The sequence below is a fragment of the Nocardioides sp. AX2bis genome (genome assembly GCF_902506435.1).
GTDB lineage: Bacteria > Actinomycetota > Actinomycetes > Propionibacteriales > Nocardioidaceae > Nocardioides.
Genome location: NZ_LR733215.1, coordinates 3,810,470 through 3,835,202, shown reverse-complemented (window position 1 = coordinate 3,835,202; position 24,733 = coordinate 3,810,470). Strand labels below are relative to the sequence as shown.

The window sequence follows — 24,733 nt, the reverse complement described above, 5'->3', positions numbered from 1 at the left end:
GTGCTCCGTCGCGTGGATGGGACGGGGAGCAGGACCGGGCTCAGGCTCCCAGGGCGGCGAAGATCTGCTCGTACCGCGCCTTCGGGTCGAGGCTGAGCCCGGACTTCACGAACTTCGCCCAGTCGTCGGCCAGCACCTCCTGCGCACCCGACTCGATGGCGTCGAGGCCCGCGCTCGCCAAGGCCGACGACGCGATCTTCGGCGCGTCCACGGCCCGGGCCATGTCGGTGTCGACCAACCCCATGTGCACGCCCACGACGTGCGTGCCCTGGGCGGCGAGCTCGAGCCGGGTGCTGTCGGTCAGGGCCCAGGCCGCAGCCTTCGACGCCGCGTACGCACCGGCGCCAGGGGCGGTGAACCACGACAGCGCCGAGACCACGTTGAGGATCGCGCCGCCACCGTTCGCTCCCAGGACGGGCGCGAACGCGCGGGTCATCAGCAGGGGGCCGTAGAAGTTGGTGTCCATCTCGCGACGGATCGTCGCCTCGTCGCCAGCGACCAGCGCAGTCCCGGTCGAGATGCCGGCGTTGTTGATGAGCACCTGGACGTCGCCCGCCGCGGCCGCCGCCGCCTCGACCTGGCCGGCGTTGGTTATGTCGAGCTCGAGCGGCACCACTCCCTCGGCGGTGATCGCGCCCGCGTCGCGGGCGGCGGCGTAGATCTTCGCCGCGCCGCGCTTCTTGAGCTGGTCGACGAACTCGGCGCCGATGCCTCGGTTCGCGCCGGTGACGAGCACGACTGCACCTTCGATGTTCATGGGGAATCCGTTCTGTATCGATCGCTACTGAATGACGGCGAGACGCTACCACATTCTGTAGTGGTCGATACGTTACGGTGGTCTTCATGGCCGGCCGACCTCGAAGCTTCGATCGCGATGCTGCTCTGGCAGCAGCGCTCGAGCAGTTCTGGCGCGCGGGTTACGAGGAGACCTCCATCGCGACGCTCACCGCGGCGATGGGCCTGACGCCCCCCAGCCTGTACGCGGCGTTCGGCAACAAACAGCGCCTCTTCGAGGAGGCTTCGACTCTGTACTTCGAGCGGACCTGCGAGGCAGTCGACAGCGCGGCGGCCCTGCCGAGCACGAGGGAGGCCATCGCTCGCATCCTCGACGACACCGCACACGCCCACACCAACCCCGAGACCCCCGCTGGGTGCCTCATGCTGACCGACCCTCGGCTCGACGCCCAGCGGGAGGTCCTCCGCCAGCGGCTCAAGGACCGGCTCGACCAAGGGGTGCGAGACCACGACCTGGCAGCCGAGGCGAACACCGACCACCTTGCCTCGTTCCTCGTGGCTGTCCTGCGCGGCATGTCCGGCTGCGCGCGTGACGGCGGCACCCGCGAAGACCTGCTGGCCATCGCAGGGACCGCGATGGCGACTTTGCCCGCGCCGACGCACGACCGCGGCAACTAGGTGGCGCTGACGGTTTGTCGGCGTCTTCGCTTGGTGCGCCCGCACGGAGCGTAGGGACGAGCGGTTCTGTCAGCCGGCTTGCCGCGGTCCGTTCAGTCGCCGCTGTCCTCGCCTCTCGGACTGCCGAGAGGCCCCGAGTGCCGGCATCCGCGGCGCCTTGCGGCAGTCGATGCGCACCCACGGGCGGTGGAAAGTTGCCAGTTGACGAGCGCGCAGATTGCGCTGGCAAGGCGTGCGGCGTCGAGCGCACGCTGCGCCGCACGCGGGGGCGTTGTCTGGCAAACTCGGCGCGTGGCTGCGGTGGAGATTGGATCAGCGTCGGAGTGCCTCCGGCTCGACGTCGAGTCTGACGACCCCGCGCTCGGCGACCTCGTCGCGGTCCTCTCTGTCGATGGGCTCTCGGCCACCAAGCGGGTTTACCTGCACCCCGCATCGGGGTGGAGCGAGCTCGAAGAGTTCTTCGCGGGGTTGGCCCTCGACTGGCGCGGCTGGTCAGGCACACGCGAATGGACCTCGCTTGAGTCTGATCTCAGCATCGAGGCCCGCTACGAGTACGGCCACGTCCAAGTCCGGGTCACATTGAGTGACGCGCTCGCGGGTTGGGGCAACCACGGCTGGAAGGCAACCGCCGACCTGACCCTCGACCCCGGAGAGCAGTTGAGCCAGGTGGCAGGCGACTTACAGGACCTCGCGAACCGCAGTTCGTGACGCTCGCTGCAGGTCCGATTCACGGCATGACATTGAAGGGGTCCTGATCGCGGCGAAAAGACGCAGCTCCAACGGTCCCGGATGATGATCGGCTCGCGGAGCGTGCCTCTCAATCGAGAACACTGCGGGGTTCGGCATCGTGAGCGAAGTCGAGGGCAGCGAGGTGTCGGTGAACCTCTCCGACGGCCACGTGACCTTGCAGCCCTGGGGTCGGAGCGATGCCCCCTTCATGGCAACAGCAATTGTCGACGACGAGATCCGTGCGCTAGGGGCGCACTGTGCGCTAGTTCTTGGCGCAGGTGGCATATCCATCGGGGTACCAGAGGTCACCATCTTTAGAGACCGTGTAGATCCGGGCCAAGTCACCGGTATCCAGGTCAGAGGCGTTGACCTCAACCTCACGACGGTCACGGCTACGGAATGAGACATCAAACTCAGGAGCCATAAAATCCACCATGGCCTCTGGCGTCTTCTTACCTGGACCGGCGTAGTAGTAACTCAGAAACTTTTTGGAATCACACTTGGGTTCAGCACTTGGCAGAGACCCAGAAGATTCACGCGGGTAGTCGCTGTAATGAACCTCGGCTTTAACCTGTTCAGGTGCCGCGTGTGAGCATGCACCGGCGAGCAACGCGACCGCTGCTGTTGTGAATCTTGGAACTCTCACCGGGTGTCCCCTGACCCAGCACCACTGTCCGCTTTGACTGCCGAGTCCAAGATGCCTTGGACAACGCCGCGGTCCCAAGAGAAGCCATATACAGCCCAGTCGCCCCTTAGAACGTAACCGTCCCAGCCGGGGGTCCCGTTATCCTTCGTTCGATTCACTCCGGGACCGGTGGCCGGGTCGAACAAAGCAGACCCGTAGAACGCGACCCCTTCTACATGATTACAAGGGTCGGACTCGGGTGGTCCCCAGCGGTCAAACCCAAACTCGCATGCGCTCGTGTCTATTCGCTCCCACGTCGATGGGACTTTGACTTCTACCCCGGAATACTCCATGAGTACCGTTTGCGGTCCGTCGACTTCGGCGGATGGGCTGGTGAGCTCGCTAGGCTCCCTAGGGTCCTCCCCCAGCGGTGGCGTCGGCGCTGAACACGCAGTACCTAGCGACATGATGACCAATGCTGCCGTCGCACCTAGAACCTTCACCGAGTCTCCTCTGACCTCAAACCGCTCTTGACTGCGCATGCACCAGTTGGCACTCAGACGCGCTGGATGCCCATTCGGTTCCGCTCTACGTTTGCGGTTGACCTCATGAAGAGGGCGGGCGAATGAGCGCCTGCGCCAATCACAAGTAGTCGAATCCCTAGCCATTCTAAGGGGCGGGGAAGCCCGTGCCCTCAGATGAAACGGGCGAGGCACACGGCCACGAGTCATGGGCTGCGCCGCCGACCTCTACCGTGGTGGCGTGTCTCCAATTATCGAGCAAGACCTGACACGGTCTATGACTACCTCGGTCTTCGTCACCATGTTTGGTGGCGTACTGCTGTTCGCGGCGTGGTTCGTAGACATGCCCGTTCTGGCAGTCGGATGGGTCATCTTCGTCGGTGGGCTGGTGGCGTTGGCAGTTCTGACCCACCGCGAGGCGAGGCGCTCGGGGCCTTCCTTCTGGCAAGCCGCAAGGAGGGCAGGACGCCGGTTCCTTCGCGGAGCCGTCGATTTGATGCCATAAGGAGTCTCATGAGCCGTGTCTCTGGAACGCTGCTGTGGCCTTGGGTCTACTGATTGTGGTCGTGCTGTTGACCGGCCGGTTCTTGCTGCGTGGCGCAACTCGACGCCCCTGAGCAACAGCGTCGGGGTTCACCTTCTTCGGAAGGCGATGGCGTCCCAAGGAAATGGCTATTGCTTGCGACGCAGGCGCTCGCACGTGCTGGTTCCCGAGCGCCGTTAGACGGCGTACCGCAATCGGAACGTCCTGCGAAACCAAGATCGTCCGATCGGATCGCCCCTGCGGTACACGGGCGTCCATCACCAGAACGGATCGGCTCGGCTCGGCTCGGCTCGGCTCGGCTCGGCTCGGCTCGGCTCGGCTCGGCTCGCGGAGCGTGCCGCCTGCTGCACCCTCGCGGTCTGCGGCACGGGTGGACGTGGCCACACCCCGTGTCAGCCTGTGCACATGAACACAGCAGGCGAAGTCGTTGCTGCGGAGGGCGTTGCGCCGAACGGAGACACATGGGCGCTGCGGTATCGGCCCGACGGCATAGGCGGGCGCCACGAAATGGCGCTCTATGTGAACGGGGGCATTGTTGAGGACGGGTCTGGTTACGACATACCGGGCACGACGGAGATCGGATTTGGGGGCGGTTTCAAGCACGGAGAAGGAAACCGCTACATCTACGGCCTCGTCACTTCCCGCATCGAAATCTTGCGTGCTGAGAGCCTTGATGAGGGCAACCACACTGAGGTCTCTACCGCCGCACTCTCCGCGGCCACTACGGACGACGGAAGCCCGCTGCGTTGCTTCGTCCTTATCCGGCCGCCGGTGGACGACGTCACCGCCCTTGTGGGCTTGGATAGTGACGGACAGGTCGTCCAGCGAATCCGCTTCATCGGACCACTGAGGCGCCGCTGACGTTTCCGGCGCCCGGCCCTCGATAGGTCGGGGCGGTGTCGCAGGAGGAACCTCAACCGGAACGCGCGCAGCTGGCAGCGCTGTGGTCGAGGTCGTGTTCCGCAAGAGCCGTCCGCTGTGCGTCGCCGGGAACGGGTGCCTCCACGGTGACGCCTGGGCTCGACCATCGCCAGCGGACGTTGCCCGCACGCGGGGGAATGACGCGCCTCGCGACGCAGAGTCAGGAGTGGTGAACCCGTGGTCGGGCTGGGACCTCAGCGGGTGCCCAGTACGGAGTCGAGCAGTCCCGGGAACACGGCGTCGAGCTCGTCGCGGCGCAGGCTGAGCAGGCGCCCACGTCCCTTGGGCACGTTGCGGACCACGCCGGCCTCGCGCAGCACCTTGAGCTGGTGCGACTTGGTCGCCTTCGGCACCGGGCCGCCGGTCGCGCTGCAGGCTGCCATGTCCATCGGCCCGTCCACGAGCTGGCGCGCCAGGGCAAGGCGCGCCGGATCGCTCAGCGCGAAGAGCACGTCTGTGATGGCCACGTCACTGATCGGGGGGTGGTGGAGCTCGGTGGGAGCCGTCATGGTTCGACAATAGTTGAACCATTGGCAAGACTCACGTACCGTCGCCATGGTTCGAACTTCGTCGAACCAATATCGATCCCCGCGAGGACCCACCATGGCCACCACCGTCGACGCCCCGGCCCCTGTCCGTCGTGGCCACCCGGCCGGCTTCGCCCTCGCCCTCGGCGCGATCCTGGTGATGATGGCCGGGGCCAGTGCCCCCTCGCCGTTCTACCCCGTGCTCCAGCGCGACATCGGGTTCTCCTCGGCCACCCTGACCGGCATCTTCGCGGTGTACGCCGTCGCGCTGCTCCTCACGCTGTTGGTGACCGGCTCGCTGTCGGACCACCTGGGCCGTCGTCCGGTCGTCTCGGGCGCCCTGGCCCTGCTGGCCGTCAGCATGCTGGCCTTCTGGCACGCCGACTCCGTCACGCTCCTGGTCACCGCCCGGATCGTTCAGGGCGTCGCCAGCGGTCTGCTGCTCTCCTCGCTCACCGCCACCGTGGTCGACCTCGAGCCCCCCGGCCGCCCCGGAGTTGCCGCCACCGCCAACAGCGTCATGCCCCTGGCCGGCCTCGCGCTCGGCGCGCTGGTCGGCGGCGCCGTCATCGACCGTGCTGCCGCCCCGTTGGCAGTGGTCTTCGGCGTCCTGACCGGCGTGTACGCGCTCCTCGCGCTGGCCGTGTGGCTGCTCCCCGAGACCTCTCCTCGTCACGACGGTGTGCTCCAGTCGTTCCGACCCACCGTCGGCGTCCCGGTCACCGCCCGCCCGGCCTTCGCGCGCAGCGCCCCGGCCCTGTTCGCCGGTTGGGCCACCGGTGGGCTCTACCTCTCGCTGGGCGCGCCGATCGTCGCGCAGGAGCTCGGTGGCGCCCGCCACGTCGAGCAGGGACTGGTGGTCACCACGCTGACCGGGGTCGGCGCCCTCTCCAGCTTCGTGGCCCGCAACCGGACCTCGCGCCAGATCACGATCTACGGCACGACCGCGCTGGCCCTCGGCACCGCACTCACGCTGGTCGCGCTCGCGTTCGGTTCCTACTGGGGCTTCATCGCCGCGGCCGTGGTCGCCGGCTCGGGCTTCGGCACCGCGTTCCTCGGCATCATGCGCTCCATCACCCCGACCGTCGGACCCGACGAGCGGGGCGAGCTGTTCGCTTCGGTCTTCGTGGTCAGCTACCTCGCCTTCGGAATCCCCGCCGTCGTCGCCGGCGTGGCCGCACCCCACGTGGGCCTGGCCGCTACGACGTACGCCTACGGCGGGCTGGTCATCGTCCTTTCCGCGACGGCGGCGCTCCTGCGCAAATACCGCTCGACTGACTGACAGATCCAGCAGCGACATCGGCGCGGGGCTCCGTGAGAGCGGTCGTCCGGACGAGCAGAGGGTTGCGGAGCAGATGGCGAAGGCCTTCTAGGAAGGCTGAGGGCCTCGCACGCTCGCTGCGCATCATCGGCCGTGCAGGTCACGTCCGTAGCGGTGGAAGACCCTGCTCGAGCAGGCACGACGACCACGACGAGGGGCCTACTGCCGGGCGTCGGTGCCCTGGCTTGCCCGTCCGGGATGACCCGCCTTTTGCGGGTGAAGCGTCTCGCCGCGCGCCAGCATCTCAACCATCTCGGTGATCTTGAGGGCCCGGCTCTCAGCGCGCTTCATGTTCTCGACGCGATGGATCAGCGCGAACCGGTTGGCGCTCGTGAGCACTTTGAACATCGCCCGCGCGTCCGGATCCGCCGCTGTCGCCGCGGGCAGGTCGTCGGGCGCCTGGCGGGTCGCCGGACCGGCGTACGCCGAGTCCCACCGCCCGTCGGCGCGCGCGGCGTCGACCGCGGCACGACCGGCGTCGGTCATCCGGCCCTGCTCTTCGAGAGTCGCTACGAGTGCGACGTTTCGCTGGGACCAGCTGCTCTTGGGGCGTCGCGGGGTGATGCGCACGGTGTAGCTGTACTCGTCACGTTTGCCAGCCTGGCCGTCGATTCAGCCGAAGCAGAGCAGTTCCTCGACCGCGTTCGCCCACTTGATCGTGGTGTCCGTGCCGCCCTTCTTGGTCAGCACCAGCCGCACGCCCGGCGACGTCGCCTGGTGCTCTTCGAGCCACGCTCGCAGCGCGGCCGGGTCGCTCACTAGCAGCTCGGGCAGCGGGGTTGCCATGGTCCGACGCTAGCCGCGGACGCCGACATCTGCGCCTCTCAGGCGGTGGTTAGACGCACCTCCGGTGCACTCTGTCCGCGGCAGATCCGGGCGAGTTTAGCCGCCCTCAGTGCGGCATGGCGGGCGGACATCGTGCGGCACGATGCCCTAGTGCGAACCCGCTATGTCGAACTCAGCGAACTCCACTCGATGCTCACGGCAAGTCAACTCCCGTTGGCTGAGCGAGCCGCTGCTTCCCTGGACGTCATGAGCGCCGAACTGGTGGCTGTGACCTCCGGCGCGCTTGACCTTCGAACCTATGAGGTGCGGCTGGCGCGGAGTGAAGACGGCAAGGGTCCGAGCACGCCGGGGTTGCGTACCTTCGTAGAGGCCCTACGGCAGCCCATGACCGAGCCGGAGTCGGCTTCTGTTGCCGCCGATGGCGCTTACTTCCTGGTCTTGCTTGACTGCGGCGCGGTCGTCGCCCTTACCGCTGTCGAACAGGGATAGAGACCCGCCCGACTCTCGGCAGTTTCGGCGTATGGAGCCGTCCCAGAAGCGGTGTGTTGACGCGCGCCGGAAGTCGCGCATCAGGATCGGCAACGGGCCGTCGCTCCCGCTAGCCGATCGGGTGGTCGTGCACCGCCGATGAGAGGTGCACGCCGTTCAATTCCAGGTAGAGCTGCCGCTCCGTGACGGTGAGCGTGATCGTGTTGCGGCGCTCCATCGTTTCCACCGCTGAATCGATGAACCCGGGATCGAAGTGGTGCAGCACGATCTCGGCGGCGCGGTGGATCCTCGCCCCTGCCCACTGCGCGAGCACCTTGGCCGGGTCGCGGTGCGTGTAGATCGTCGTGCGCTCGGCCGCCTTGCTGCCCGTGTGAAGTCGCGCGGCATCCGGTGCGCCGACCTCGATCCAGGCGAGCAGCTTCCCGCTCAGGTCACGCACCAGCACCGCCGGGGCGTCGGTCGCCGAGATGCCCTCGCTGAATGCGATGCCCTCTTCGTGCTCGAGACAGTAGGCGAGCACGCGCGTTACGAGGTACGCCTCGGTCTCTGACGGATGCCGCGCCGCGCGCAGCGTGAACTCCTCGTAGACGCCGCGATCCGTGTCGGCCAACTCGACTTCAAACGTGTGCATCGTCGCGCCGGCCGCCATGGGGCTCAGCCTAGTCCGGGAACGGGTACCTCTCGCGTCGCTATCACCGTCGCCTGATCGCGGCGGAATGGGCCAGGTCTGCCGACACCAAATCGTGCAGCAGACCCCTTCGCTCTCCGCACCGTGCTCCACGGTGTCACTGCGTGGACCCGGGCCAGGGTCAGGACCCGCGCGTCACGGTGCCGCCAACAGCGACCACAGGCCACTGGTCAAAACAGCAGCGACTAACGTGACTTTCATGCAGCAGTCGCGGCGCGCACTCGCGCTCGTGGTCCTGAGTTGGCTCGTCGCGACCCTGGCCCTCACCGGAGGTGCGGCGTCGGCCGAGTCGGCGGGCACCCCGGCGGAGGCACGCACGGTCCGCGTTGGGACCGAGGGGACGTACCCGCCCTTCACGTTCCACGATCCCGACACCGACGAGCTCACCGGCTTCGACATCGAGGTGATCCGCGCCGTGGCCGACGAGGCCGGGTGGGACCTCGAGTTCGTCGAGGCGCCCTTCGACTCGATCTTCCCGGCGCTCGACGCCGGCCGGGTCGACGTGATCGCCAACCAGATCACGATCAATCCCGAGCGCGAGGCGCGGTACCTCTTCTCGGCGCCCTACACCTACTCACGCGGCGTGATCGTCACCGCCGCCGGCAACGACGACGTGAAGACGCTCGACGACATCGACGGTCTGGTGGCCGCCGAGTCGGAGACGAGCAACTGGGCGCAGGTCGCCCGTGACGCCGGCGCCGAGATCCGCACGGTCGACCAGTTTGCCCAGGCGGCTGAGCTGCTCGTGCAGGGGCGCGTCGATGTCGTCGTCAACGACAACATCGCCGTGCTCGACTACCTCGCCTCCACCGGGTCGGACGAGATCGAGATCGTCGGCGACGCCGGCGAGGACGTCGGCCAGCAGGCGCTGACGTTCCGCCAGGACAGCCCCGAGCTGCAGCAGGAGGCCGACGACGCGCTCGCCAGGCTCGCCGACGACGGCACCCTCGCGGGCATCTCGGAGGACTACTTCGGCGCCGACGTGACCGTCGAGGACGCCGCCGAGGTCACGGACGTGAAGGGCTCCGACACCCGCTCGACCTCGGAGGTCGTCCGAGGCGCAGCGTGGCCCATGCTCAGGGGGCTGCTGGTCTACACACTCCCGCTCACCGCCGCCAGCTTCGCGATCGGCCTGGTGCTGGCGCTGGTCACGGCACTGGCCAGGATGTCGTCCAACCGGCTGGTCCAGCTCCCCGCCCACGTCTACATCTCCACGATCCGCGGCACCCCGCTCCTGGTCCAGCTCTTCATCGTGTTCTACGGCCTCGGCCAGATCGGGCTGACCATTCCGCCCGTTCCCGCCGCCATCCTCGCGCTCAGCCTCAACGTCGGCGGCTATGCCGCTGAGATCATCCGCGGCTCGATCCTGTCCGTCCCACGCGGGCAGTACGAGGCGGCCACCACGATCGGCATGGGCTACCCGCAGCTGATGCGTCGGATCGTGCTGCCGCAGGCCACGCGGATCGCGGTGCCGCCGCTGTCCAACACGCTGCTCTCGCTGATCAAGGACACCTCGCTGGCTTCGGTGATTCTCGTGCCCGAGCTGCTGAGGCAGGCGATCAACGCCGCGTCGCCGAGTGCGGACTTCATGCCGCTCTACCTCTTCGCGGCGCTCTACTACTGGATCGTCTGCTTCATCGTGGCGCAGGCGCAGGAGCCGCTAGAGCGGCGACTCGGGAGGTACGTAGCGTGAGCACCACGCCACTGATCGAGGTCCGCGGGCTGCGCAAGGCCTTCGGCGACAACGTCGTGCTCAAAGGCGTCGACCTCAGCGCCGACGACGGGACCGTCACCGCCCTCATCGGCCCGTCGGGCTCGGGCAAGACGACCATCCTCCGCTCCCTCAACGTCCTCGAGGTGCCGGACAGCGGGACCGTACGCATCGCTGATGCCACCGTCGACTTCGGCGACACCTCGGTCGACCGGTCCACCCGGCGCGACGAGGTCGACGCGCTGCGCTCGCACAGCGGCATGGTCTTCCAGTCGCACCACCTCTTCCCGCACAAGACCGTCCTGCAGAACCTGCTCGAGGGGCCGGTGCAGGTACAGGGCCGCGAGGTCGAGGAGGCCACCGCCGACGCCCGCCGGCTGCTCGAGCAGGTCGGCCTCGACGGCCGCGAGGACCAGTACCCCTCGCAGCTCTCCGGTGGCCAGCAACAGCGCGTCGGCATCGCTCGCGCGCTCGCCCTGAACCCGAAGGTCGTGCTGCTCGACGAGCCCACCTCAGCGCTCGACCCCGAGCTGGTCGGCGAGGTGCTGGCCGTCGTCCGCGACCTGGCGACCTCGGGCTGGACCCTGGTGATCGTCACCCACGAGATCCGCTTCGCCCGCGACGTCGCTGACCAGGTGCTCTTCCTCGACGAGGGCGTCATCACCGAGCAGGGCGGCGCCGACGTGCTCCACGACCCGCAGCATGAGCGCACGAAGCAGTTCCTGCGGCGGGTGCTTGAGCCAGGCTGAACAACCCGGCCCGCAGGTGCCGTGAGCGCTGACCTCCCGACATGTTCCGGCAGCTCGTCCTGGGGACACCGCTCGTGGGGTTGGCGCCGGTGCGGCCCAGCTGGGTGTCGAAGGAGCGTCTCGTGTGGCACGAGGCGGTTCGGACCGTCCTGCCGTACGACTCCGTCGGAGGCGGTGCCTTCTCTTCGACGGCGGTTCCCGATGTGCCGACGTCGACTACTACAAGCCGCCCTGTGGCACCGTCACGGCGAGCCAGGTGTTCGCCGGTGGCCTGAGCTACCGGGCGAAGCCCTGTCCCGAGGGACGAGTCGGGACCGACCGCGCCAGCAGCAACCATTGGCTGCCCTCCCCGAGGCTCCCCGTGGTGTGGTGAGCGCTCACGTCCGCTCCGTGGGTACCCCACCCCCGTCGGCGGGGGGTGATGTCGGGACGCTGAGCATCTCAGCGACCGACTACGCACAGGTCCTTCACCACCAGCAGAACCGGTAGTGAGACCGCCGACGTCGAACCGAGGTACGCCCACGGCGTGCCATGGGACGTCTCCGGCAGCGGAGACCCGATTGCTCCCGGTGAGCTGTGGCGTTCTCGACCGAGGACGGAAACGCCGTCGACGTCGAGATGCTCGTGGTGACCGCGCGCTACCTCGCCGTCACCAACTGGTTTCAGTGGGCTCCAGCTCCGTCCCCGACAGGCGGCGGTACGACGCGCTCTGGTCCCTGACCGCCCGCTGCGACGGCCGTCTAGATTCTGTCCCGTGACTGATGCAGCCGCGGACGAGACGCACGTAACCCTTGGTCGGCAATTCCGCACGCCGGCTCACCCCGACGTTCTGGCGGCACTTGGCCGAGCACTGTTCTGCTTCTTGAGCCTCGAGGAGACTGTCACGGCGATCTTGACTGACGCGGGGGCGGTGCCGCTTCCGATGACCAGAGCCAAGATGGCTGGAGCCAAAGAGACCGCACTACAGGACTTGGCCGACGACTATCGAGCCTTCCCGAAAGGCATAGAGATCGCGGATGCGCTTGATGCCGCCGTGACGGCGTTCCGACATGCTCGACAGTCGATGAGGAACGAGCTACTGCACGCCCATCCGTTCACTGCTGGGACCGACTCACATGGCCACTACCTGCCGGGCTTGGCCTACACCGCCAAGGACGGGAAGTCGTGGAAGACGGTTTCGCGCAGTCCAGAGGATCTCCTCGATCTCGCTGCCGCGATTGAGGGCGCACTGGACCCGCTGAACTCCGCAAGGGCGCTTGTTCAGAGTACGCCGCTCTCAGTTCCGTAAGGGGACCACGCCAGCGCCGGGGCGACCGCGCCGCAGCGCCTCACAACGGTGGAATGACGCAGGCTGGCCGGAGCGCCACGATGGCGGAGCGTCCTAGGTTCGGTATGGATGGTTTGTCCTTGCCGTACTTTACGTGAGCATGCGCATGTGCCGTGCGAGCCGCCTGACTCAAAGCAAACGGACGTCAAGTGTGGTGAGACCCGGGGTGTCAGGCCACGTCATTCAACAATAGGCAGTGCAGAGCGTGGATGAACAATCAGTTCTGTGTCTGGTTCATAGCGACATCGATAATATTCAGGTGCATGTTGAGGAGATCTAGGTGGCCGACAAACAGACCCCAACACGCATTGGATTTCTAGTGGACGGTGATCCCGACACGGACTTGCTGAGCGCGTTGTACGAGTTCGACGAGTTGGGTGTGCGGGTGAAGGTTCCTTATCTCGCTCACGCGGACGACCGCAGTCGCTGGTGGAGTCAAGGCATCATGTTCATGGATGACGTGGACCGGTCAAAGCACGACTACAGGCCGCCGACGGAACTTTACTACTACGACAGCGAAGGTTCAGTTGCGCTCGTCGGCTGTCACAGCGGTCGGGGCAAACAGCGGTTCGGAGGTACGACTCCCGCGACCGGCGTGGGCGTCATCAACGCGCGGTACGCAGTGGAGGGGGCGTGGGCGGCAGCGCACTACGTGAAGCCGAATGGCCTTCGGTCAGAGATGGATGGGCTTGGCCATTGGCTGGGCTACTCCGCGTTGACAAGTGTCTTCAAGTTCAATAAGGACGACGAGCAGTCGTACGAGATCTCTACAACGGCAAAGGCTGTCGACGCGATGCCCTTGGCGCGTTCGATGAACCTGAGGGCGGTTGCGCGTGCGATCGGTTCGGGTCACCAGACGCCGGACGTGACGTATCAGAGCAGGGTGTTCCTCCAAACCTTCAAGAAGTCGGGCAGTGCGTGGGACGAGCACTTGGCTCCCCACAACGCCGTCCGTAGCCTGCTGCGAGTCGCTGCATGGAAGCCGATCAATTTCCAGTCACACGAGGCTGCGAGCCGCAAGGAGACAGTTACGATTAGGGGCGAGGAGAAGCAAACCTGGTCGAAGGTGCGCACCGCAGTCACTGGTATTGCGCCCCTCTCATGGAGCCCAGCTGATCGTTTCCTCTTCACCTACGCTGACATTGGTCGCGTCGGTGTGGGAAAGTGGCTAAAACTCGTGACTGAATATTCGCGTGGTATCGAGCCTTTGGTGCGCCTGCTGGATCTTGAAGGCGCAACGCTCGACGCGCACATGTCGCAGATCGGTATCGCCGTTGAGGCTGTCGGCTACCAGTCGTTGATTGAGTCGGGGTTGACTCCCTCAGCCGCCAACAACGTGAAGGTCAAACCGCGCGTCGACCACCTACTGAAGGAGGTCGCAGGCACGCACGCGTTCGAGCCGACGTTCGCGCAAGACTTCACCGATTCGTACAACTCCGTGAAGCATGCGAACCGGGCGGTAGTTTCCCCGCAGGCGAAGATCGAGCACTACCGCGAGGGCGTTCGCCTGCTGCGCGCTTGGGTCGCGGTCAAGGTTGGTGTGCCCGCATCGATCGTCGCGACACGATGGTGATACGCCGCTACTACATTCTCAGAGCCGATCGCCTACTTCGCATCAGTCATGGCGAGCCTCTGTGCGGCGACCTGCCTCGCCCGAATGTCTATTTCGGGGTCGGACGCCACGAGGGTGAACGTGACCGAAATCAAAGTTCTGGGCGTCGACGTGCGTATCGTGCGCCACGCACCGTGTATACCTGCGGGCATCGGCGAGAGCGGGGAGGAGCCGCATGTTCATTATCTCAGCGTTCTACGAACCCACGCCTTCAGTTGCGGTCGCCCCGAACTTCTCGGCGGCCGAGGTCGCCGCGGCGTTCGGATGCACGTCCGCCGCGCCCCTCGGCACCGGCTCGTTCGGGGAGACCTGGCGGATCTCGCAGGCAGGAAGCGTCGACCGGGCCGCCAAGCTCATCCTCGAACCCGCCTACCCGAAGGCCTACCTCGACCGGGAAGCCGAGGGGCTGCGGCGCGCGAACAGCCCGTACGTCGTCAACCTGCTCGAGGTACAGCAGGTTCACGTTGCCGGCCACGATCGGCCGGCGCTGATATTCGAGTACATCGACGGCGGCGCCGTCGCTGGACACCTACAACTAGGAGTTCCTGTCCCACCCGACGACGTCCGATGCTTCGCGCAGGGTCTGCTCGCCGGCGTCGCGGAGCTTCACGACCAACAGACCGTGCACCGCGACATCAAGCCAGACAACATCGCGTTGCGTGGCGGCGACTGGACCCAACCGGTGCTCCTCGACCTCGGGCTGGCGAAGATGCTTGACGAAGCATCCATCACCGCTTACCCGGCCATGATGGGCACGGTCGCGTTCATGGCCCCCGAGCAGCTGAAGGGCGAGCGCGCCCGGCAAATGGCCGACATGTTCGCCGTCGGCGTCGTCCTCCACATCATGCTTGCCGGAGCGCACCCGTTCTATGGCTTCCGGGCCCAGGCCGTTGACGATCTAGAGGCCATCCGGCTCATCGAGGACGGCCCGAAGCCGCTGCCAACCACGACTCCGCCTGACCTCGCCGCCGTCGTGACGCGCCTCCTGTCCGCTGCGGCGTACAAGCGCGGGCGCGCCGAACGAGCCCTTCGAGACCTCATCATCTAGTCCCAGTCCGACACGCCAGCCCCACCACCCTGCGGGAGCGCCCGTATAGGGCGGAGCACCTGCCGAGCGAGGAGCACACCATGACCAGGTCGCTGGTTCGCGTATCGCCAGGGGTATCACTCCCGACCCCCGCCGAGGCCCTGGCAGGGACGGTGCCGACGTTCGTCGTGCACCGCAGTTACAACAATGCCGGGCTTCTTCCCGACCTCGTGGTCCGCGCGCAGCGCGTATGCACGACCGATGCTGCTGTTGGGGTTGCGACCCGGCTGCCCGTCCAGACTCCCACGGCGGCTAGGAAGTTCCTCAACTCTGTTTCGACAGCGACCCTGCGGTTCGCCGATCCCGAGATTCATACGCTGCCCGGACCGAACATCGCGCCGCACTCCAGGCACCTCCGGTTCGCCACCAGGTACAACTACGCCTCCGCGGCGATGCCAGCGACGCCGAATTCGACTTGGGTGCGAGAGGTCCTCGATGCTCAGCACGATGCCGGCGCGAACGTCCTACTCTCGGCCAGCGGCTGGGTTGGGTCCGCCCAAAGCGCCCAGCAGCTCGCGACCGCCATCTCGTTCGTCACTGCGACCCGCGCCGAGCTCGGTTCCGATGACCCCATGTTCGTCAATCTCACCCTGGACACGGCTTGGCTGACCGACGCGACCCTGCGCGCACGCCTGCTGCAGGAGATCGTAGAGAGCCCGGAGCCGTTGTGGTGGCTACGGGTCATGTGGCCCCCCATCCGCCCGAACCCGTACTCCCAGCTCACCGCCACCACGCTCCTCAACGCTTATAGAGAACTCGCCCAGGTCGCCAGCGACGAAGGAAAGGTCCTGTTCCTCCCCAACAGCGGGTTGACCGGCTGGTACGCGACTGCACTTGGCGCGAGCGGGTTCTCCACCGGTATGTCCAGCACCGAGCGCGCCTACCTGAACCAGCCGCCGCCCAGCGGCGGAGGCGGCAACCCGCCACGGGAGAGAGTCTTTGAACGCAACGTCCTGCACACCATCCTTCGCACCGACCAACCGCCGCTGACCAGGCAGGCCGGCTACCAGGCGTGCGGCTGCGCGTACTGCCAGCAGCTGGCGAACGGCCCTTGGCAGCAGAAAGTGGAGCAGCTCCACTACCTTCTCAACGGGGCTGAGCTCACCGCGACGCTCGGCCGGACCGGACGGCGAGCGGCAGGCCACGCGCGCGTCCAGCAAGCCGACACGTTCAACAGGGCACTGTCTGGCGCCGCGACACTTACCGGCGAAAGCGAGCCGAAGCACCTTACCGAATGGGAGGCGCTACTGCGGTAGTTCTGCGGACCCGAGCTGGCGACGGGCCGAGGCTAAGAGGTCAGCAGACGCTGACCCGCATTGGCAGCATCTGACCGAACACGGGGAACGTCTTACCGACGCTCACTCCCGCGGCAGTCATCTCCATCACGCGTTCGCCGAGAAGGAAACGTGCGTCGGTATCGGGGCGAGGTCCGCGGCGCGGGCGCCGTTCCACCTTCGCCGTGTCTGTCCGCGCGTCGACGGTCACCAGCCCGATGCCTTGGACGGCGAACTCCTCGGACCACGGCCGTGCCGGGTTCGCCGACCCAGCATCGAGGGCCACGAACGCCCGGTCGGCGACACGCTTTTGACGCCGTGCCTGCGCGTAGGCTTCTCGCCACTTCGACCGCTTCGCCTCCACTGTCACGACCCAGTTCAGGACGGGCTCAAAGGGAGCGTCCAGGCGCAAGCCCTCGAGGTCGCTCAGCCACCCAGCGGCAACGAGCGAGGGGACGACCTTGCGTCGCAGATGCGCAGGCGTCACGCCGCAGCGATGCGCCAGGGCATCGAGGCTGTCGATGCCGGCCGCGAGGCCGGCCAGCACACGCACGCAGGTCAGATCCGGCACCGCGGTGACGCCAGCGGCAAGTCGCCGCGTCACGGCGTCATGGCTCAGTTGCACAATCACGAGGTCGGGAATTGACTCGAACGCCGGCACCTCGAAGAGAACCTCACGGTCTGCGGCGTCCGGCAACCCCGCAACGAGAGCATCGACCGCCTCGACGAGAGGCGGCAGCATGTCAGCCTCAAGGGCGTAGCGGACGGCGACGGTGCGCGAGCAGGTCATCGGTCCCTGCGGAGGGCGACGTTAAGAGTGGGGTCCACGGTCCGGATCGTGCCCGCAGCAGCTAGGCAGGCGGTGGCCACTCGCCGGGTACCTTCGGCCATACATCGCCGCACGACAGCAGCACTCGCCCCGAAGAACATGCGACGGAGGTTACCGCCGACCACCCCGCCGCGCCCAGATACTGACAGACCCAGCTATCCCGGTTACGGCAACTTGCCGAGTCCTAACGACCACGGCGTCCTACTGCCGGCGCTGAACACGCCACGAGGGCGTAGAGTTGGTGCGGCACATAGGGCGCCCCAGTGGTTCGGGCCGTGTGCCCGTTGTGCGGATCGTGGTGGCGCATGCGAAGGCGGTCGCAGCCGGGTCGATGCGCCCCTAGTCCTGCGCCTGCTCGCCATCGAGCCGCGCGACGTCTGCTGCCGTCTGATCCATGGGCCCTGGTCGTTGCCTTCTGTCGGTCGAGAGAGATCCGACGCGAAGGGGCAGCGATGGCAAGGGACGACGGTGGCGTACAGCTCCCGCTGTGGAGGGACGAGGGGAGCAGCGACCTAGAAACACGGACGTCTGGCCCAGTCACAACAGACCCGGGGGTAGACGCCGCTCAGAGGCCGGACAAGACGGCGCGGCCGTCACCGACGCTAGACGCGGAGGACCGCGCAGACCCTGAAGGGCTGTGGGACATCAACGCCGTCGCCACCTACCTCAACGTCCCGAAGCAGACGATCTACGCCTGGCGCCAAAAGGGATACGGGCCCCGCGGGTTCCGGGTGGGCAAGCACCTACGGTGGCGCGCCGCCACTGTCGTCGCGTGGACCATCGAACGCGAGCGCCTTCAGTGATCGTCGAGCGCTCCTGTCCGCGTTGCGGACGGGTCATTGTCGAGTCGGTGCCGCGATCGCCGGGGCGCCCGCGGACGTGGTGCTCGGCCACGTGTCGGCGCGCAGCGTCGGGGGAGCGCCTTGCGGCGGCGAGCGGAGTCATCCCCACGACCTACGTGACTGTTGAGGTCTCGTTGGAGGAGCACGCGCACGCGGTGCTCGGCTCACCGGCTGCATGCCGTCGCGTCCTGCGCGCGCTCGCCGACATGGAGGTCGCGGGTCGGCTCGACGAGGCGAAGTGGAGCAGTGTGGCCAGCGAGCTCGAGCGGCTGCGGCGTCCTGCTGGCCGGTCGATGTGGCGTCGCTGACGAGGTTTCGTCCGACAGAACCACCCCGGCAGTGCAAGAGGTGTGTGGTGCTTCGTTCTCGGGTTTCCAGGTGGGGGTACGCAAGCGACGTACTGCTGCCGATCCGCGCGGAGTTGAGGCAGTACCAGCCACCGCGTGAACGACGTACCGTGAAGTCCATGGATACGCGCACCAGCGGGATGCGGCACATCGTCGTGACGCGCCCTGCCGTCGAGCGCGGCCGGTCCTCGCCGTGACGGCCCCGGGCTTCAGCGCCTCTCATCTGGCGAGGGCGTACGACGCGGTTGTCGTGCGAACCCAGCGCGCGCAGATCCGGGGGCTGCTCGGCGCGCGCGAGGGCGAGGCAGTGGCCGATCTCGGGTGCGGACCGGGGCACCTGGCCGGCGAGCTCGCGCTGGACGTGGGGCCGCGGGGCCGGGTGGTCGCGTTGGACCGAGAGCCCGGAATGGTCGAGGCGGCGACGGTGAGGCTCACCGGGGACCGGTCCCGGACCGTCCTGGCTGACGTGACCGCGCTGCCGGTCGCGGACCAGCAGCTGGATCGTGCGGTGGCGGTCCAAGTCTTGGAGTACGTCCCGGACGTGGAGCGTGCTCTGTCCGAGGTCCGACGCGTCCTGAAACCTGGCGGGACCGCGGTCCTCGTGGACACCGACTGGCGCAGTGCCGTCTGGCACACCGACGACCGGGACCGGACCGACGCGGTGCTGCGCGCCTGGGAGGGCCACTTCAAACACCCCCAGCTGCCGGTGCTGATGCCGGGGCTGGCCCGATCTGCGGGGTTCACCTCGGTGGACGTGGTGGCCCTGCCGATGGTGGAGACACAGACGGGTGCTGACACCTACAGCATGGGCATGGCGGCCGCGATCGCCCACTTCGTAGGCCGCACGGAGCCGGTCCTGGCCACGGGGTGGCGTGAAGACGTCAAGGAGCAGAGCCGGCGGGGGCAGTACTTCTTCAGCCTCACCCGGTTCGCCACCATCGTGCGCCGCTGAGCCCGCGGGGCATCCCGGTCCTGGACGGCAGGGAGCGCCCCCGAGTCACGACAGGCGCAGGTCCCGCACGAGCGTGAGCCGGTCGACCTTGCCTGAGTGGGTTGTCGGCAACGACTCGAGCACGGTGACCAGCTTGGGACGCTTGTAGGACGCAAGGTGCGCCGCCGCGTGGTCCCGCACCTGCTGCTCGGTGACTGTCCCGGACACGGCCGCGCAGACCTTCTGGCCCCAGCGCTCGTCGTCGGCCGCGAAGACCACGACCTGCGTGACGCCGGCGATCTCGGCCAGCACACGTTCCACCTCGGCCGGGTAGACGTTGACGCCGCCGGAGATGATCAGGTCGTCCCGTCGGCCCTCAAGGAAGAGACGACCGTCGTCGTCGAGGCGCCCCAGGTCGCCGACGGTGAACCAGTCGCCGTCCCAGGTGGCCGCGGTCTTCTCCGGTGCCTGCCAGTAGGTGAAACGTGCGTGCGGCGGAACCCGGCACCAGATCTGGCCGTCACGCACGGCGAGGTCGCGACCCGGCCGGGCGCGCCCGACGGTGCCGGGGTGACGCTCCCACTCCCGGAACGGGCACACCGTGAACTGGCCTTCGGTCGACCCGTAGAACTCGGTCAGGACGTCGGGACCGAACACGTCGGCGGCGGCTCGACGCACGTGGTCCGGGCAGCTGGATCCGGCATGGGCGAGCAGCCGGAGGCGGGAGGTGTCACCTAGGGGGCCCTCGTCGCGGCTGTCGAGCAGTCGCTGGAGGTGGGCCGGGGCCATGAACGCCGTCGTCACCTGGCCGTCCTCGACGAGCCGGCCTGCGAGGACCGGGTCGAAGCTCGGAGGTACCACCACGCTGCCGCCATGCAAGAGCGTGTAAAGAGCGAAGCGAAGCGGCGCCGAGTGCGAGAGCGGCGCCGAGACGAGGTGGACGTCGTCCGGTCCGAAGTCCCATACGGCGCGTTCCTCCTCGCTCAGCGCCAGGGCGGCCGGCTGCTCGAGCCAGCCGCTCCACACGCCCTTCGGCCTTCCGGAGGTGCCCGAGGTGTAGTGGACGGGCCGGCACCGGAACCAGGAGGTGGGTTGGTCACCGGCTCCGACTCCCCGGTCCGTCTCCGCGACGAGGCGAGTGAGGGCGCCGTCGTCGATGGTCAGCGCCGGTGCACTGTCGGCGAGGAGCTGGTGTCGCTCGGAGTCGGTGAGGCCGGCGCTCAGAACCACCGGGGCCCTGCCGGAGACGAGGCACCCGTAGACAGCGCCGAGCAGGGCGGGGGAGTTGCTGGCGGTGAAGGCCACCCGCGCCCCTGGCCCCGCACCGGCCCGCTCGAGTGCGTCCGCGACCACCGGGGCCAGCCGCGTGGCCCCGGCATGGTCGATTCGCGGTAGTTCCCGGTCAGTGCGGCCGTCCATGCCTGCTCCTCATCCGGTTCGAAGCTTCGATGCGGCACGGTCGCTGCACCGAAGAGATCACGAAGGCTCCACCTGAACTGCTAATTAACCAGCGCGAGGCTGATCTGTGGCACGTAGGTCACGATGAGCAGCGCGACCAGCAGCACCGCTGCGCTCGGGAGGGCGGCCTTGGCCACGCGTAGCACGCTCATCCCTGAGAGGCCGCTGGCTACGAAGAGGTTGAGGCCGAGTGGCGGGGTGATCATGCCGATCTCGAGGTTCATCACCATGATGATGCCGAGGTGGATCGGATCGATCCCGAGCTCCATCGCGATCGGAAGCAGGATGGGCGCGATGATCAGGATGGCGCTCGAGGTCTCCATGAAACAGCCGGCGATCAGGAGGATGACTGTCACCAGCAGCAGGAAGCTCCACGGTTGCAGGTCGAGTGCAATGAGCGCCTCGGTCACGTCGTTCGGGATCCGCTCGGCGGTGAGCACGAAGGAGAACAGGATGCCGTTGGCGATGATGAACATAACCATGGCTGAGACGCGCGACGAGTCCAGCAGGATATTGCCGAGGTCCTTGAAGGACAGCTCCCGGTAGACGAAGAACGAGACGAGGAAGGCGTAGAGGACTGCCATCGCAGCTGCCTCGGTGGGGGTGAAGATCCCTCCGTAGATCCCGCCCAGGACGAACAGCGGGAGCAGCAGGCTCAGCACTGCGTCGCGAAGTGCTTGGAACTTCTCCTTGCGCGTCATGTTGACGGCGTGCTCGCCGGTGCCGTAGCCCCGCCGCCAGGAGAGAACGACCACCATGAGCAGGAGCATCAGCCCGGCCAGGAGGCCGGGAAGGATGCCGGCGATGAAAAGGTCACCGATCGACTGCTCGGTGGCGATGCCGTAGACGATCAGCGGGATCGAGGGGGGCAGGAGGATTCCTAGCGACCCCGAGGTGGCGATCAGCCCGGTGGAGAAGTCCTTGCCGTAGCCACTGTTGATCATGGCGGGGATGAGGAGGGTGCCGACCGCCACGACGGTCGCGGGGCTGGAGCCCGAGATGGCGGCGAAGAAGACGCACGACAGGACGGCGGTGATGGCCAACCCACCTCGGAACTGGCCGACTACGGCCAAGCCCGCCTTGATCAGTCGTTCACTGATGCCGCCCCGACTCATGATGGTTGCGGCTAGCACGAACATCGGGATCGCGACCAGGGGGAAGGTGTTGAGCGCGTTGAAGAGCGTCTCGGGGACCTGGGTGAGCGGGATGGTCGTGAAGTAGAAGAAGTAGATCAGGGTCGAGAGCCCAAGGGCCACCGCGATCGGCGCGGAGGAGAAGAGCAGCAGGAAGAGGATGACGAAAAGGGCGATCGCAGCAACGCTCATCGGGTGTCTCCCTGAGGCCGGTCGTGACGTTCGTCGTGGCGGGGCTCGTCGTCCAGCTGTTGCTGGGCGAGCGCGACGCCGCCCTCTGCCTCGAGCAGCGAGTTCGCGGCCTGGGGGTACGGATCGTGGCCGCGCGCCAACCGGACGAGGACCTGCACGGTGCGCACGAACATCAGCGTGAGCCCGATCGGGAGGGGCAGGGTGACGACCCACAGCGGCAGACCCAGCGCTGGTGTGACGGTGTCGCTGGAAACGGGCTCGAAGATCAGTACCCAGGCGAACCAGCCGATCGCGCCGACGTAGACCAGCGTGATGACGGCGGCGATCGCGGCCATCACCTTCTTGCCGCGGTCGCCGAGGAAGGTCGCGATCACGTCGACGTTGACGTGCTCGTTGTGGCGAAGCGTGATCACGGCGCCGAGGAAGGTCGAGAAGATGACCAGGTAGATGATCGCCTCCTCGGACCAGAAGATGAGCTCGTTGAAGAACGTCCTGAGGATGACCGCGAGGATGGCCAGGAACGCGGCTGCGCCCAGTGATCCTGCGGCTAGGACGTTCTCCACCTTGCGCAGGATGGAGTCGAGCGTGGACATGGGGCCTCCGGTCGGCCGTGACAACCGGGGGCGGCCATGGCAGGCCGCCCCGGTGCGCTGGAAGGGGTGGTTTAGCCCTGCTCGTTGGCGAGCAGTTCGTCGACCAGGTCTTGGCCAATGACGTCGGCGTAGTCCTCCCAGACGCTCGGGACCACGGAGTCCTTAAAGGCCTGCCGCTGCTCGGGGGTGAGCTCGGTGATCTCGGTGGTGTCGGCGTCGATGATGGTCTGCTTGGCCTCGTCGTTCAGGTCGGCGGCCACCTCGCGGTTATAGGTGGCGGCCTCGTCCGAAGCCGTGGTGACGCAGTCCTGGAGCTCGGACGACAGTGACTCGAAGAAGTCGGTGTTGATGGTCTGCACGTAGCCGATGTAGCCGTGGTTTGACTCGGTGATGTGCTCCTGGACCGTGTGCATGTTCTGCGACTCGATGTTGGAGTACGGGTTCTCCTGCCCGTCGATGACGCCCTGCTGGAGCGCGTTGTAGACCTCGGCGAACGCCAGCGGGGTGGTCGCGGCGCCCCACTGGTCGAACTGGCCCTGGAGAACGTCGGAGGGCTGGATGCGGAAGCGCTGTCCACCCAGGTCGGAGGGCTGTGTCATCTCCGTGTTGGAGGAAAGCTGCTTCAGCCCGTTGTCCCAGAGACCGAGCACCTGGATGTTCCGGTCGGCGAGCTCCTGGTTCTCGTAGATCGCCTGGCCGACGGCGGTATCGGGGGAGACGATGTCCGGGATGTCGTCGACGGAGTCGAAGAGGAAGGGGAGGTCGAGTACCTGCAGCTGCGGCGCGATGGTCGTGAACTTCGCACTCGCCGGGGCCAGCATCTGGACCGCTCCCGACTGCAGCGCCTGCAGCTCGTCCTCGTCGCCGTAGAGCTCGGAGTTCGGGTAGACCTCGACGGTGAGCTCGTCGCCGCAGTTCTCGTCGACGACCTCGGCGAACTTCTCCGCCGCTTGACCTTTCGGCGTCTCGGCGGCGACGACGTGGGAGAAGCGGATCGTCTGCGGTCCGTCGCCTCCGCCCGCGCTGCGCGCACCGCCGCAGGCAGTGGCGCCGAGCGCGATGGAGAGCACCGCGGCGGTGCCGAGGGCTTTGCGGCTGGTGAGGGTGACTCGCATGGGATTTCCTCCAGAATGGGCGGTACAGGGGTTGCGCAGAATGGTTCGCTCGCGGCGGAGCGGAGCGTGCAGTTCGGAGCCGGTCGTCACCGCGGCAGGCTGCGGCGGAGGCGGACGCGGTAGGAGTAGTGCTCGGGCAGGAACTCACTCAGTGCGAGCTCGACGGGGCCGCCGCGGGCGTCGGTGTATGTCCGTTCGATGCGTAGCAGGGCCTGGTCCGGTTGGCAGTGCAGCTGCTCGGTGGCGAGCTGGCTGGCCGGCGAGACGGAGATCGACTGCTCGGCATCGGCGATGGGTTCGCTGAGCCGGGTGTCGAGAAGGCCGATCACGGTGACCTGGCTGCGCATCCCGGGCTCGGTCACCTCGGGCTGGCCGACCAGCAGCCGGCCGACATCGGGCGGGAGGTGGACCGTGGTCAGGCAGAACGGCACCTTCTCGTGCAGTCGGCGAAAGACCACCGTCCACACCATGTCGCTGTCCAGTCGCATCCGGCCGGCTGCCGAGACGTCGACCCCACGGCGCAGCGGCCGGACCAGCTCGAACTCGGTGTCCAGTGAGAGACCCATCAGGTCCTCGACCGACCCGAACTGGCGCAGGTAGCGACCGGCATGGTCGGCGACGAACGTGCCGCGCCCCGGGACCCGGTAGACCATGCCTCCGGCCACGAGGTCCTGCATCGCCCGCCGTACCGTCTGTCGGCTCAGCCCATGGGTCTGGGCAAGCACGGCCTCGGTCGGTAGACGGCCTTCCGGGAAGGACTGGCTCAAGATGCCCTGGCGCAGCTGTTCGGCCAGGACTCGATACGCCGCCTCGCTCTTGACGGGGCGGGCGGGCTCGGGCATGGCACCTCCAGCGGGTTCGGCGTGATCGGACATTTGCCGGCAGGCGGGCCGGACAATGTTCCGATTGGTACGGCCAATTGAATACCGCAACCCGGCAATGTGTCAACGATCACAGCCCGACGGGTGA

At 67.1% G+C, this 24,733-nt stretch carries 26 protein-coding genes; 15 read left to right on the top strand and 11 right to left on the bottom strand.

From position 1 onward, the window contains the following. Positions 1–40: 40 nt before the first annotated feature. Entirely contained in the window at positions 41–757 is a 717-nt protein-coding gene (locus GV155_RS18445) for an SDR family oxidoreductase (protein ID WP_160010343.1), read from the bottom strand. 86 nt (positions 758–843) lie between these two features. Here GV155_RS18445 and GV155_RS18440 point away from each other — a divergent pair, with 86 nt between their 5' ends. The 4 genes from GV155_RS18440 (at position 844) to GV155_RS18425 (ending at position 4,693) form a co-directional block, all read left to right on the top strand. Continuing rightward, positions 844–1,413 (top strand): TetR/AcrR family transcriptional regulator, encoded by a 570-nt coding sequence (locus GV155_RS18440; protein WP_160010341.1) that lies wholly within the window; start codon positions 844–846, stop codon positions 1,411–1,413. Between the two features lie 291 nt (positions 1,414–1,704). Next, on the top strand, positions 1,705–2,121 hold the full coding sequence (locus tag GV155_RS18435; RefSeq protein ID WP_201300242.1) for a DUF6228 family protein: 417 nt from the start codon (positions 1,705–1,707) through the stop codon (positions 2,119–2,121). A gap of 139 nt (positions 2,122–2,260) precedes the next feature. After that, positions 2,261–2,545, top strand: coding sequence for a hypothetical protein (locus tag GV155_RS18430; protein ID WP_160010339.1), 285 nt, complete (start codon positions 2,261–2,263; stop codon positions 2,543–2,545). Positions 2,546–4,237: 1,692 nt separating this feature from the next. Beyond that, positions 4,238–4,693, top strand: a complete 456-nt coding sequence (locus GV155_RS18425; RefSeq protein ID WP_160010337.1) for a hypothetical protein — start codon at positions 4,238–4,240, stop codon at positions 4,691–4,693. A gap of 254 nt (positions 4,694–4,947) precedes the next feature. Here GV155_RS18425 and GV155_RS18420 read toward each other — a convergent pair whose 3' ends face one another. After that, positions 4,948–5,262, bottom strand: coding sequence for an ArsR/SmtB family transcription factor (locus GV155_RS18420; RefSeq protein WP_160010335.1), 315 nt, complete (start codon positions 5,260–5,262; stop codon positions 4,948–4,950). 94 nt (positions 5,263–5,356) lie between these two features. Here GV155_RS18420 and GV155_RS18415 point away from each other — a divergent pair, with 94 nt between their 5' ends. Continuing rightward, the gene (locus tag GV155_RS18415; protein ID WP_160010333.1) at positions 5,357–6,562 is read left to right on the top strand and encodes an MFS transporter; all 1,206 of its coding nucleotides are present in this window, start codon (positions 5,357–5,359) and stop codon (positions 6,560–6,562) included. Positions 6,563–6,760: 198 nt separating this feature from the next. Here GV155_RS18415 and GV155_RS20880 read toward each other — a convergent pair whose 3' ends face one another. After that, the gene (locus GV155_RS20880) at positions 6,761–7,087 is read right to left on the bottom strand and encodes a YdeI/OmpD-associated family protein (protein ID WP_236554419.1); all 327 of its coding nucleotides are present in this window, start codon (positions 7,085–7,087) and stop codon (positions 6,761–6,763) included. A 126-nt stretch (positions 7,088–7,213) separates the two neighbouring features. Next, positions 7,214–7,387, bottom strand: coding sequence for a hypothetical protein (locus GV155_RS20875; protein ID WP_236554418.1), 174 nt, complete (start codon positions 7,385–7,387; stop codon positions 7,214–7,216). Between the two features lie 246 nt (positions 7,388–7,633). Between GV155_RS20875 and GV155_RS18405 the strand changes: the two genes are divergently transcribed. Next, positions 7,634–7,876, top strand: coding sequence for a hypothetical protein (locus GV155_RS18405; protein WP_160010331.1), 243 nt, complete (start codon positions 7,634–7,636; stop codon positions 7,874–7,876). 109 nt (positions 7,877–7,985) lie between these two features. Here the strand turns inward: GV155_RS18405 and GV155_RS18400 are convergent, their stop codons facing one another. Beyond that, the gene (locus GV155_RS18400; protein WP_160010329.1) at positions 7,986–8,525 is read right to left on the bottom strand and encodes a YaeQ family protein; all 540 of its coding nucleotides are present in this window, start codon (positions 8,523–8,525) and stop codon (positions 7,986–7,988) included. On the opposite strand from GV155_RS18400, the gene GV155_RS18395 reads away from it, so the two are divergent. From GV155_RS18395 to GV155_RS18370, 6 genes are all read left to right on the top strand, one after another. Then, positions 8,500–10,257 carry an ABC transporter substrate-binding protein/permease gene (locus GV155_RS18395; protein ID WP_236554417.1) on the top strand — a complete coding sequence of 586 codons (1,758 nt, stop codon included), beginning with the start codon at positions 8,500–8,502 and terminating at the stop codon, positions 10,255–10,257. The genes GV155_RS18400 and GV155_RS18395 overlap by 26 nt on opposite strands. Continuing rightward, entirely contained in the window at positions 10,254–11,024 is a 771-nt protein-coding gene (locus tag GV155_RS18390) for an amino acid ABC transporter ATP-binding protein (RefSeq protein WP_328820818.1), read from the top strand. Before GV155_RS18395 ends, GV155_RS18390 begins: the two co-directional genes overlap by 4 nt. Before the next feature lie 754 nt (positions 11,025–11,778). Then, positions 11,779–12,312: a hypothetical protein gene (locus GV155_RS18385; RefSeq protein ID WP_160010327.1), complete on the top strand. Its 534-nt coding sequence runs from the start codon at positions 11,779–11,781 to the stop codon at positions 12,310–12,312. 319 nt (positions 12,313–12,631) lie between these two features. After that, positions 12,632–13,924: a HEPN domain-containing protein gene (locus GV155_RS18380; protein WP_160010325.1), complete on the top strand. Its 1,293-nt coding sequence runs from the start codon at positions 12,632–12,634 to the stop codon at positions 13,922–13,924. A 214-nt stretch (positions 13,925–14,138) separates the two neighbouring features. Next, positions 14,139–15,011: a serine/threonine-protein kinase gene (locus GV155_RS18375; protein ID WP_160010323.1), complete on the top strand. Its 873-nt coding sequence runs from the start codon at positions 14,139–14,141 to the stop codon at positions 15,009–15,011. 80 nt (positions 15,012–15,091) lie between these two features. Next, positions 15,092–16,306: a hypothetical protein gene (locus GV155_RS18370; protein WP_160010321.1), complete on the top strand. Its 1,215-nt coding sequence runs from the start codon at positions 15,092–15,094 to the stop codon at positions 16,304–16,306. A gap of 40 nt (positions 16,307–16,346) precedes the next feature. Here GV155_RS18370 and GV155_RS18365 read toward each other — a convergent pair whose 3' ends face one another. Continuing rightward, the gene (locus GV155_RS18365) at positions 16,347–17,114 is read right to left on the bottom strand and encodes a hypothetical protein (protein ID WP_160010319.1); all 768 of its coding nucleotides are present in this window, start codon (positions 17,112–17,114) and stop codon (positions 16,347–16,349) included. 491 nt (positions 17,115–17,605) lie between these two features. Between GV155_RS18365 and GV155_RS18360 the strand changes: the two genes are divergently transcribed. The 3 genes from GV155_RS18360 to GV155_RS18350 all read left to right on the top strand — a co-directional run bounded on the left by GV155_RS18360 (position 17,606) and on the right by GV155_RS18350 (position 19,294). Continuing rightward, positions 17,606–17,956 (top strand): helix-turn-helix transcriptional regulator, encoded by a 351-nt coding sequence (locus GV155_RS18360; protein WP_160010317.1) that lies wholly within the window; start codon positions 17,606–17,608, stop codon positions 17,954–17,956. 155 nt (positions 17,957–18,111) lie between these two features. Further along, positions 18,112–18,303, top strand: coding sequence for a hypothetical protein (locus GV155_RS18355; RefSeq protein WP_160010315.1), 192 nt, complete (start codon positions 18,112–18,114; stop codon positions 18,301–18,303). Between the two features lie 289 nt (positions 18,304–18,592). Beyond that, the gene (locus GV155_RS18350) at positions 18,593–19,294 is read left to right on the top strand and encodes a methyltransferase domain-containing protein (protein ID WP_160010313.1); all 702 of its coding nucleotides are present in this window, start codon (positions 18,593–18,595) and stop codon (positions 19,292–19,294) included. Positions 19,295–19,339: 45 nt separating this feature from the next. On the opposite strand, the gene GV155_RS18345 is transcribed toward GV155_RS18350, so the two are convergent. The 5 genes from GV155_RS18345 to GV155_RS18325 form a co-directional block, all read right to left on the bottom strand. Beyond that, positions 19,340–20,692: a class I adenylate-forming enzyme family protein gene (locus GV155_RS18345; RefSeq protein ID WP_160010311.1), complete on the bottom strand. Its 1,353-nt coding sequence runs from the start codon at positions 20,690–20,692 to the stop codon at positions 19,340–19,342. Between the two features lie 80 nt (positions 20,693–20,772). Further along, positions 20,773–22,056: a TRAP transporter large permease gene (locus GV155_RS18340; RefSeq protein ID WP_160010309.1), complete on the bottom strand. Its 1,284-nt coding sequence runs from the start codon at positions 22,054–22,056 to the stop codon at positions 20,773–20,775. Further along, a complete protein-coding gene (locus GV155_RS18335) occupies positions 22,053–22,649 on the bottom strand; it encodes a TRAP transporter small permease (protein ID WP_160010307.1) in 597 nt (198 codons plus the stop codon). The genes GV155_RS18340 and GV155_RS18335 overlap by 4 nt, the downstream gene beginning before the upstream one ends. 71 nt (positions 22,650–22,720) lie before the next feature. Beyond that, positions 22,721–23,854: a DctP family TRAP transporter solute-binding subunit gene (locus tag GV155_RS18330; RefSeq protein ID WP_160010305.1), complete on the bottom strand. Its 1,134-nt coding sequence runs from the start codon at positions 23,852–23,854 to the stop codon at positions 22,721–22,723. Next, the gene (locus GV155_RS18325; protein WP_160010303.1) at positions 23,851–24,606 is read right to left on the bottom strand and encodes a GntR family transcriptional regulator; all 756 of its coding nucleotides are present in this window, start codon (positions 24,604–24,606) and stop codon (positions 23,851–23,853) included. The genes GV155_RS18330 and GV155_RS18325 overlap by 4 nt, the downstream gene beginning before the upstream one ends. Between the last annotated feature and the right edge of the window lie 127 nt (positions 24,607–24,733).